The sequence below is a fragment of the Streptomyces sp. NRRL B-24572 genome (assembly GCF_002156145.1).
Lineage (GTDB): Bacteria > Actinomycetota > Actinomycetes > Streptomycetales > Streptomycetaceae > Streptomyces > Streptomyces vietnamensis.
In genome coordinates, this window is the sequence record NZ_MWIG01000755.1 from 1 (window position 1) to 8246 (window position 8246).

The 8246-nt window shown below is 75.8% G+C and carries 6 protein-coding genes and 1 pseudogene; 5 read left to right on the forward strand and 2 right to left on the reverse strand.

The window, feature by feature from the left end; translation table 11 throughout:
- Nucleotides 1–51: 51 nt before the first annotated feature.
- Nucleotides 52–1143, forward strand: a pseudogene (locus CCN56_RS35160) (PLP-dependent aminotransferase family protein); the annotation flags it as partial.
- A 73-nt stretch (nt 1144–1216) separates the two neighbouring features.
- On the opposite strand, the gene CCN56_RS35165 reads toward CCN56_RS35160, so the two are convergent.
- Nucleotides 1217–2980, reverse strand: a complete 1764-nt coding sequence (locus CCN56_RS35165) for a hypothetical protein (RefSeq protein ID WP_086831844.1) — start codon at nt 2978–2980, stop codon at nt 1217–1219.
- A 37-nt stretch (nt 2981–3017) separates the two neighbouring features.
- Nucleotides 3018–3212 carry a hypothetical protein gene (locus tag CCN56_RS35170; protein ID WP_015032212.1) on the reverse strand — a complete coding sequence of 65 codons (195 nt, stop codon included), beginning with the start codon at nt 3210–3212 and terminating at the stop codon, nt 3018–3020.
- A 306-nt stretch (nt 3213–3518) separates the two neighbouring features.
- On the opposite strand from CCN56_RS35170, the gene CCN56_RS35175 reads away from it, so the two are divergent.
- From CCN56_RS35175 to CCN56_RS35190, 4 genes are all read left to right on the forward strand, one after another.
- On the forward strand, nt 3519–3911 hold the full coding sequence (locus CCN56_RS35175; protein WP_041128185.1) for an ankyrin repeat domain-containing protein: 393 nt from the start codon (nt 3519–3521) through the stop codon (nt 3909–3911).
- A gap of 261 nt (nt 3912–4172) precedes the next feature.
- Nucleotides 4173–5588 carry a HEAT repeat domain-containing protein gene (locus CCN56_RS35180; protein WP_086831845.1) on the forward strand — a complete coding sequence of 472 codons (1416 nt, stop codon included), beginning with the start codon at nt 4173–4175 and terminating at the stop codon, nt 5586–5588.
- A 261-nt stretch (nt 5589–5849) separates the two neighbouring features.
- Nucleotides 5850–6971, forward strand: coding sequence for a glycosyltransferase family 1 protein (locus tag CCN56_RS35185; protein WP_086831846.1), 1122 nt, complete (start codon nt 5850–5852; stop codon nt 6969–6971).
- On the forward strand, nt 6968–8167 hold the full coding sequence (locus tag CCN56_RS35190; protein WP_086831847.1) for a glycosyltransferase: 1200 nt from the start codon (nt 6968–6970) through the stop codon (nt 8165–8167). The genes CCN56_RS35185 and CCN56_RS35190 overlap by 4 nt, the downstream gene beginning before the upstream one ends.
- Nucleotides 8168–8246: the final 79 nt, after the last annotated feature.

Here is an 8246-nt window from a genome sequence, read left to right on the forward strand (position 1 = left end):
CCGTGCGTGTGGGCGTACGGCGGCAGCTCGTCCGCGGCGTCGTAGACGCCCCGGATGAGCCAGGGCGCCCTGGAGGAGCTGCCGCCGTACGCCCACACGCACGGGGACTACCCGGCCGGGCTGCCCGCGCTGCGGCAGATGCTCGCTGACCGGTACACCGCGCGCGGGATCCCCACCATGCCCGAGCAGATCATGGTCACGACCGGCGCCATGGGCGCCATCGACGCCATCTGCCACCTCTTCGCGGGGCGCGGCGAGCGGATCGCCGTCGAGTCGCCCTCGTACGCCAACATCCTCCAGCTGATGCGCTCGGCGGGCGCCCGGCTCGTGCCCGTCGCCATGGCGGAGGGTCTCGGCAGCTGGGACCTGCCGCGCTGGCGGCAGGTGCTGCGGGACGCGGCGCCCCGCCTCGCGTACGTCGTCGCCGACTTCCACAACCCGACCGGCGCGCTCGCCGACGAGGACCAGCGGCGGCAGCTCGTCGAGGCGGCCCGCTCGGCCGGCACGGTGCTCGTCGTCGACGAGACCATGGCCGAGCTGCACCTGGACGAGGGCCTGGAGATGCCCCGGCCGGTCTGCGCCTTCGACCCGGCGGGCGCCACCGTCCTCACCGTCGGCTCGGCCAGCAAGGCCTTCTGGGCGGGCATGCGGATCGGCTGGGTCCGGGCCGCGCCCGACGTCATCCGTTCCCTGGTGGCCGCGCGCGCGTACGCCGACCTCGGCACCCCCGTCCTGGAGCAGCTCGGCGTGAACTGGCTCATGCGGACGGGTGGCTGGGAGGAGGCCGTGAGTCTCCGCCGCGAGCAGGCCAGGGAGAACCGGGACGCGCTCGTCGCCGCCGTCCGCCGGGAGCTCCCGGACTGGGAGTTCTCGGTCCCGCGCGGTGGTCTGACCCTCTGGGTCCGGACCGGCGGCCTCTCCGGCTCCCGGCTCGCCGAGGCGGGGGAGCGGGTCGGCGTCCGCGTCCCCTCCGGGCCCCGCTTCGGCGTCGACGGCGCCTTCGAGGGCTTCGTCCGGCTGCCCTTCACGGTCGGCGGCCCGGTCGCCGACGAGGCGGCCGCCCGCCTTGCCGCCGCGGCCCGCCTGGTCGAGTCCGGCCTCGGCAGCGGGGGAGCGGAACCGCCGAGGTCGTTCGTGGCGTAGCCCGGTCACGCGGACACGTACGGAGGGTCCCCACGCGCGCGCGTGGGGACCCTCCGTACGTGTGCAGCCGGTCTCAGCCCTCCGCGGGGACCGGGGCGTGGAACGGGGCCGGGCCGGGGTCCGGTTCGGCGCGGGGCGCCGGGGCCGGTTCGGGGGCCGCCTCGACCGCGGCGACCGGGAGCGCGACCGTGTCCGGGGCGGTGAGCGCGGCCGGGGCGGTGACGGCGACCGGGGCCGGGGTCTTGACGGTGACCGTGTCCGGGGCGGTGGCGGTGACCGGAGTCTTGACCGTGATCGCCGGCGGGGTCGTGGGTGCGGCCGGGGCCGCGATCTCCGAGCGCTCCGGGAGGAGGTCGAGGACCGCCCGGCGGTGCGCCTCGCTCGTCGCGTCGTCGTACGGGTCGGGCGTCGCCGGCACCTGGAGCCGCAGGACCGGACCGGTGCCCAGGCGCGCGTAGCCGCGGCCCGCCGGGACCTCGGGCGTCGGCGTGGTGTGCGGCTGGGCGCCGAGGACGGCCGTGATCTGCTCCGCGGTGGCGGGGCCGAGGACGATCCGGGCCCGGGTGTGGGTCCGTACCGCCTCGCTCAGCGTGTCCACGCTGTCGAACTGCTCGGCCACCACCACCGTCACGTGCGCCGCGCGCCCGTGCCGCAGCGGCACCTGGAGCAGCTCCTGCGGGTCGGGGCGGCCGTCGGCTGCGGCCAGGTGGCCGAGGACGCCCGGCCGGTCGAGCAGGATCCACAGCGGACGGCGGGTGTCCTCCGGCGCGGGAAGGCCCGCCTGCCGGGCCCGGTTCGCGGCGATCAGCCGCCGCTCCGTCTCGTGCGCCGCCCACTCCAGGGTGGCGAGGGCGCCGGAGAGCCCGCACTCGACCGCGAGGACGCCGGCACGGCCGGCCAGGCACGCGTACTCGCCGGTGCCGCCGCCCTCGACGATCAGCACGTCGCCGTGGGGGAGGGCCTGGAGGGCGATCGAGCGCAGCAGCGAGGTGGTGCCGCTGCCGGGCTGGCCGACGGCGAGCAGATGCGGCTCGGTGGAGCGGGGACCGGTGCGCCAGACGACGGCCGGCGCGTCCTCCGTGCCGTCCGCCGAGACGACGGGCACGGTCCGCTGCACGGCGTCGGCGTCGGTGAAGCCGAGGACGGTCTCGCCCGGCACCGTGACGAAGCGCTGGGCGGCGATGGTGGTGGGCAGGGCGGGCAGCACGCTCATGACGAGCCGGTTGTCCTCCTCGTCCCAGTCGAAGAGGTACTCGCGGCCGCGCCCCGACTTGGCGTGCAGCAGTTGCTCGATGCGCGCGCGTGCGGCGGGCTCGCCGTCGGTGAAATAGGGGGGATAGGCGATCCGCAGCCGGGTGAGCCGGCCGTCCTCGTCGAAGGCGTACTCGGCGAAGGCACCGCTCCAGTCGCCGCCGTGGGCGAAGAGCGGGGAGGGGTCGTCGGGGACGGAGAAGTACGGCACGAGGGCCTCGTACAGGCCCTTGAGCCGGGCGATCTCCGCGTCGTCGGGCCCGGTCTTCACGACCGGGCGTTCACGTCCCTTCCACGCGGCCGCGGCCATGAGCACGACGAGCGCGAGGAGCGGCCCGTACGGCATGAGGGCGACGACCAGGACGCAGGCCGCGACCAGGAGCAGCGTGGGACCACGCCGCTCCTTCGGGGTCGCGGCCCACTTGGCGCGCGCTGTCGCGGCCAGTTTCCGCAGACCACGGGAGATCGTGATCAGGGGATGGAGCACGTCGGTGGCGCTGTCGGCGGCCGAGCGCGCGATCTCTCGGCTACGAGCGATCTGTGCGCTGCCGCTGCTCAGAATGCGGGGGAGTGGTCGCCGGGCCACGAAGTACTCCTGAATCGGTGGAAGGGACTGAAGGGCGTCAGAACTTGATCCCGCCCAGGAGGCCGGCGAGGCTCTGCCCACCCGCCGTGATGCTCGGGGCGATGGCGGTGCCCGCGAGGTAGAAGCCGAACAGCGCGCTGACGAGGGCGTGCGAGGCCTTCATCCCGTCCTTCTTGAAGAACAGGAAGCAGATGATGCCGAGCAGGACCACGCCTGAGATGGACAGGATCATTGGTTGTTCTCCTGGTTGAGGGGACAGTCACCATGAGTCCTTCCAGATTCACAGCAAGTATCTATGTGACTAAAGGTGCATTCAGGTGAAAAACGGGTGATTTCACTTGACCGGCGGACGCCGAACGCCGCGCCGGGTGGCGAAAAACCCGGCGTGCGCTAGAGACGGGCCCCGGGCGGGATGACGTGATCTTTGCCTCGGTCGGGCGCGGTCATGTCGCCGGGCGGGCAGTACCCTGTCGATTCACTCGTACGGCCGCGCTTGCCGTGCACAGGTCGACAACGCAGGAGAGAGGCGGTCCACCCGATGAGCGAGACTCCGGACCCCGAGGTCATCGAGCTGGCGTCCAAGGTCTTCGACCTCGCACGCACGGGTGACGCCGACGCCCTGGCCGCCTACCTCGACGCGGGCGTCCCCGCGAACCTCACCAACGACAAGGGCGACACCCTCGTCATGCTCGCCGCCTACCACGGTCACGCCGCCGCGGTCACCGCCCTCCTGGAGCGCGGCGCCGAGGCCGACCGCGCCAACGACCGCGGCCAGACCCCGCTCGCCGGAGCCGTCTTCAAGGGCGAGGACGCCGTCGTCCGCGCCCTCCTCGCCGCCGGCGCAAATCCGGAGGCAGGGACTCCGTCCGCGCTCGACACCGCCCGCATGTTCGGCAAGACCGAACTCCTGGAACTCTTCGGCGCCAGGTGAACGGCGGCTGAACCCCAGGTGGGAGCGGGGTCGTAAATGTGGTCGCGGTGGCGAAATGGGTGGGTCATCATGACGTCGGGCCCGGCAAAACGGGCCACCGACGAGAGGCTGAGGAAGATGGTCACTGGCAGGCGAATCACGACGACGGGCGGCCCCGAATGTTGCCGCACGGCCTAGGCGTACGGGCGATGTACTACCGCCCGACCGGGCTCTCCCCGGTATCCCCCGGTCGTGTCGACAGCTTGATGTGAGGCGTCTTCCATGTTCGATCCAGTCATAGCGCCGAGCGGCACCCTGCTCGGCCTGCTGCAGCGGGGCCGCGGCGACGGCACCCTGCACGCCCTCGCCGCGCCACGCGCCGAGGCCCTCGCGGCCCTCAACCACTGCGTTCTCGACGACCCCCGCCACGACTGGCAGGTCGAGAACCGCTCCCTCTACTACGCCCGTCTCTACCTGGACCTCCACGGAGGCCTGGAGCAGATCGAGGCGCACCTCTTCGACGCCGAGGACCACCTCGACACCGAGGAGTCCAGGACCGGGCTCGCGCTCGCCGTCCTCGGGCACCTCGCGTCCTACGGACGCCAGGACGCCCTGCTGCTGCTCCGGCGGTACGCGGCGACCGGCGCCAACTGGGCCTGGGCCCTCGACGAGCTCGCGCTCCGCGACGACGACGCCGGACTCCGCGCGCTCGCCCTGCCCGTACTGGCCCGCTTCCCGGCCGACGCGGAGGGCGACGCCGAGCTGGCGCGCACCGTCCGCGACGCCTTCGAGCCCCGCCCCTGGCGGCTGTGGGCCGAGGACCCGCGCGAGGCCGTCGGCGCCCGCGTCAGGGCCGCCAGGGAACAGGGCTCCTTCGACCGCTGGCAGCGCCAGATGCGCCCCGCCGGGCCCCGCCCCGGCTGGAGCGTCAAGGCCGTCCTCGACTGGGCGCAGGAGGGGTACGAGCGCGGAGCCGTGCTGTACGGCCCCGCCGCCCGCTGCCTGACCGCCGTCGCCGGGCCCGAGGACCGGCCCGAGCTCCTCGCCGCCGCCCGGCACGGCGCGCCGGGAGCCCGCGGTGCCGCCCTGCACCACCTCGCCGAGTCACGGGACCCCGCCGTCCTCGACCTCGTCGAGGCCGCGGCCGACGGCGACTCCCGCGAGGTCGCCGACGCCGCCGTCGCCGCCTACCGGCGGATGTGCGGCGACGACGCCGTCGCCCGCGCCCGCGCGTGGGTCCGGCGCACCGACGCCCTCGGCACCGCCGCCGCCGAGGTCCTCGCCTGCCGCGGCACCGCCCAGGACGCCCCCCTCGTCCTCGGCGCCCTGCGCGGCACCGTGCGCTCCGCGGGCCCCGACGCCCCCGAGCTCGCCTGCCTCGTCGACGGCGCCGGACGCCTCGGCATCGCCTGCGCGGCCCCCGTGCTGCGCCACGTCTACCGCGAGACGACCTCCTCCCAGCTGCGCGGCCGCGTGGCGTGCGCCCTCGCCACCACCGACCCCACCTTCGCGACCGGCTTCGCCGTCGAATGCCTCTGGGACTGCGAGGAGACCACCCGCGAGGTCGCGGCCCAGCACGCCGAGACCGGTGACGTGCGCGTCGCCGAACGATTGCGCCGCCTCGCCGCGGACCCCGCCGAAGAGGTCGAGGTCCAGACGGCGGTACGCAACCGGATAGGGCCGGACCTCCAGGTCTGACCCCGGCTCCGGGGCGGCGACAGGTCCGGCCAACCCCTCCCGGCCCGACCTCGCGCCCCGAGCCACCCGCCGCCCGGCCCCCGGGACGGCGCGGCCTGCGGCGGAAACCCCGCCGACCGTGGCCCCGCCCCGGGGGCCGGGGCGTCCTTCCCGGCTCCACCGGCGTGTTCTCCCGGCTCCAGGGGAAACGCTCATGGGACGTTCCCTCCCCCTTCAGATCCACGTCGGCAGGTACACGCCGGACGCGACGACAACACCCGTATGCGTGTCGTCATCGTCACCGAATCCTTCCCTCCCGACGTCAACGGTGTGGCGCACTGCGCCCTGCAGACCGCGCGCCACCTCGTCCGGCGGGGACACACCCCGCTCGTCATCGCCCCCGCCGTCGCCGACCCGGCCGCGGACGCCGACGCCCCCTGCGCCGTCGTCCGGGTGCCCTCCCTGCCCCTGCCCGGCTACCCGCAGGTACGGGTCGCCCTGCCCAGCCGCAGGGTCGCCGCCGCCATCGCCGCCCACCGCGCCGACCTCGTCCACCTCGCCGGGCCGTTCGTCCTCGGCGTCCGGGGGATGACCGCCGCCGCCCGGCTCGGCATACCCGCCGTCGCCGTCTACCAGACCGACCTCGCCGGCTACGCGCGCACGTACGTCGGGACCGGCGAGGGCGCCGCCTGGCGCCGCCTCCGCGCCGTGCACGGCGCCGCCGACCGCACCCTCGCCCCGTCCTCCGCCGCCGTACGCGACCTGGAGGCCCACGGCATCGGCCGCATCCGGCTCTGGGGACGCGGTGTGGACACCGTCCGCTTCCGCCCCGAGCTGCGCGACACCGCCCTCCGCCGTGAGCTCGCCCCCGACGGGGAACTCCTCGTCGGCTACGTGGGCCGCCTCGCCCCCGAGAAGCGGGTGGACCTGCTCGCCGGAGCCTGCGCGCTCCCCGGCGTCCGGGTCGTGGTCGTCGGGGACGGGCCGAGCGGGCCCGCCCTGCGCGCCGCCCTGCCGGGCGCCCGGTTCCTGGGCCGCCGCACCGGCGCCGGCCTCGCCCGGATCTTCGCCTCGCTCGACGTCTTCGCCCACACCGGCCCGCACGAGACCTTCTGCCAGACCGTCCAGGAAGCCATGGCGAGCGGTGTCCCCGTCGTCGCCCCGGCGGCCGGCGGCCCCCTGGACCTGGTCGACCACGGGCGCACCGGGCTCCTCGTACCCCCGGGCGATCCGGACGCGCTCCGCGAGGCCGTCGCCGCGCTCGCCGCCGACCCCGGGACGCGCGCCGAGTACGGCCGGGCCGGCCGGGCCGCCGTCGGGGGACGCACCTGGGAGGCGCTCGGCGACGAGCTGATCGGCCACTACCTGGAGGTGCTGCGCGAGCGCGCGGCGGTGGCGGCATGAACGGCGCACGCGCGGGCGTCCCCGGTACGGGGGACGGCGCCGGACTCCGGATCGTGCGGCTCGCGAACTTCGTGACCCCCACCTCGGGCGGCCTGCGCACCGCCCTCGACCGGCTCGGCCGCGGCTACCTGGCCGCCGGCCACGAACCCGTCCTCGTCGTCCCCGGCGAGGTCGCGAGCGACCACCACACCGGGCAGGGCCGGATCATCACTCTCCCCGGCCCCGTCCTGCCCGGCACCGGTGGCTACCGGGTCCTCGCCGACCGGCGCCGGGTCCGCCGGCTCCTCGACGAACTCGCCCCCGACCGGATCGAGGTCTCGGACCGCACCACCCTGCGGTGGACGGGGGAGTGGGCGCGACGCGCGCGCGTGCCGTCGGTCATGGTCTCCCACGAGACCGCCGACGGGGTGCTGCGCACCTGGGGCGTGCCGCCCGCGCTCGCGGCCCGCGCGGCGGACCGGCTCAACCGCCGCACGGCGTGGGCCTTCGCGCGGATCGTGTGCACGACGGAGTGGGCGGAGCGCGAGTTCGTACGGATCGGGGCGCGCAACGTCGTGCGGGCCCCGCTCGGCGTGGACCTGGAGCGCTGCCGGCCCGGCCGCCGCAGCGCCGCGCTGCGGGCCCGGTACGCCGACGGGGAGCGGGTGCTGCTCCTGCTGTGCTCGCGGCTCTCGGTCGAGAAGCGGCCGGGCAGGGCCCTGGACGCCCTGGAGGAGCTGCGGGCGGACGGGACCGCGGCGGCGCTCGTGGTCGCGGGAGACGGGCCCCTGAGGGGCGCCCTGGAGCGCCGGGCGCGCGAGCGGCGCCTCCCGGTGAGGTTCCTCGGACACGTGGCCGATCCGGAGGCCCTGGCGGACCTCCAGGCGGCGGCCGACGTGTGTCTGGCACCCGGGCCGGCGGAGACGTTCGGGCTCTCCGCCCTGGAGGCCCTCGCCTGCGGGACCCCCGTCGTGGTCAGCGCCTCCTCCGCCCTGCCCGAGGTCGTGGGCACGGCGGGGGCCTCCGCCGCCGACGCCCCGGCCGCCTTCGCCGCCGGGGTACGGGATCTCCTCGCGGCCCCGGAGAGCGCCCGCCGGCGGGCCGCACGCACGCGTGCGGAGGTCTTCTCCTGGGACCGCGCGGTCACTGCCTTCCTCCACGCCCACGACGCCCTGCCGACGGCCCGGCCGCTGGCCCCCGAGGAGGTGCGGCGATGACACCGGAGACGGCGGGGGTGGCCACGGCTGTTCCCGCAGAACCCGCGCCCGGGGTCCCGGCCCCCCGCGGTCCCGTCGA